Source organism: Mesorhizobium sp. M1E.F.Ca.ET.041.01.1.1, assembly GCF_003997355.1.
Lineage (GTDB): Bacteria > Pseudomonadota > Alphaproteobacteria > Rhizobiales > Rhizobiaceae > Mesorhizobium.
In genome coordinates this window covers 1-1,354 of record NZ_RZSL01001000.1, presented here as the reverse complement: position 1 = coordinate 1,354, position 1,354 = coordinate 1, and the positions used below count along the sequence as shown (strand labels likewise).

Annotated in this window: 3 protein-coding genes; 2 read left to right on the top strand and 1 reads right to left on the bottom strand. The window is 58.1% G+C overall.

What is annotated here, in order from left to right:
• Window positions 1–384: LysR family transcriptional regulator (locus EOA38_RS36780; protein WP_127301517.1), on the bottom strand; the 384-nt coding region annotated here is incomplete at its 3' end.
• Between the two features lie 148 nt (window positions 385–532).
• On the opposite strand from EOA38_RS36780, the gene EOA38_RS36775 reads away from it, so the two are divergent.
• Together EOA38_RS36775 and EOA38_RS41040 are read left to right on the top strand one after the other, a co-directional pair.
• On the top strand, window positions 533–919 hold the full coding sequence (locus EOA38_RS36775; RefSeq protein ID WP_127301516.1) for an ectoine synthase: 387 nt from the start codon (window positions 533–535) through the stop codon (window positions 917–919).
• 78 nt (window positions 920–997) lie between these two features.
• Complete coding sequence (locus tag EOA38_RS41040; RefSeq protein ID WP_281060174.1) at window positions 998–1,189, top strand: group II intron maturase-specific domain-containing protein; 192 nt, start codon at window positions 998–1,000, stop codon at window positions 1,187–1,189.
• The last annotated feature ends 165 nt before the right edge of the window (window positions 1,190–1,354 follow it).

Here is a 1,354-nt window from a genome sequence, read left to right as displayed (position 1 = left end):
GGCGTATTCAACGCGCATGTCTATGTTCGGATGCTTTCTCAGGAAGTCCTGGACAGCGGGAACGAGCCAACGTGTGGCGATGGACGCGATACAGCCGACCGACAGCGGGCTGCTGCCAGGCCTGTGCTTTAGGCGCCGGGTTGAGACCGATATCATGCGCAGCGCAGTCGATACGGCCTCATAGAACTCCTCACCGGCAGGTGTGAGGACGACGCCGCGTCCGACGCGCCTGAACAGCGGTCGACCGAGACATTCCTCCAACTGTCTGACTTGCTGGCTCACCGCCGAATGCGTGACGTTTATCTCGCGGCCTGCATTCGTCAGGCTGGCCAGGCGGGCCGCGGCTTCGAACGCTTTCAGCGCGTTCAACGGAGGCAGTTCCATCTGTAAGCATTCCTTCCATTTATGTTAGAAATGACCTTTTGTTCGAAAAGCCTCAATCACGTATGTTTCCTTCGGAAAGTTGGCGTTGTCGCTATCTCGGAGCGACAGCTGTGGCGCTTTTATCATAGTTCTTCTTATAGGTGAAAACATGTTCGTTCGATCGATCAATGAGATCCAAGGGACTACGCGGGAGGTCGATTGGGGAAATGGCAAAAGCTACCGCCTGCTGATCGAATCCGACGGAATGGGTTTTGGAGTCTGCCACACTGTCGTGAAAGCCGGCACAGAAGCCCTGCTGCAGTACAAAAATCACCTGGAGGCCTGCTACTGCATCGCCGGCGAGGGCGAGGTTGAAGATATGAGCGGCACTATCCACCCCATCAAGGCCGGCGACATGTATGTGCTAGACCAGCACGACAAGCATTACCTGCGCGGTGGCAAGGATGCGGACCTCATCCTGGTCAGTGTGTTCAATCCACCTCTCAAGGGTACAGAGCGGCATGACCTCAAGAACGGCCAGGGATCGTCGTACTGATCTCGCGATGCCGTTGCCGAACGACCGGGGGCTGACGAACCTGCTGGGAGAGCATCTCGGATTCCATGTAGCCATGCGATGGGCAAGCGCTACGGCTACGGCCCGCGCGTAGAAATCCCCAAAGCGAAAGCCGTCGATCTGCGTCGCAAGGTCATGCAACTCACCAAGCGCAACTCGGTGATGGTTAGTCTTGGCACAAAGCTCCGGGAGCTCAATCCCATCCTGCGCGGGTGGGCGAATTACTACCGCTACTGCGCCTATGCGGGCTAGGGTGTTCACCGGTCTCGACTGGTACGTCCGGGATCGTATGTGGCGTTGGCTGCGGATGAAACGCCCGAAGGCGGGACTGCGCGACATGCGGGATGCGTTTTTGCCCAGTCGCGTGCGCCCGACATGGCGGGTTTGGCGGGAAGGGTCGGTCGAGCAGTATCTGCT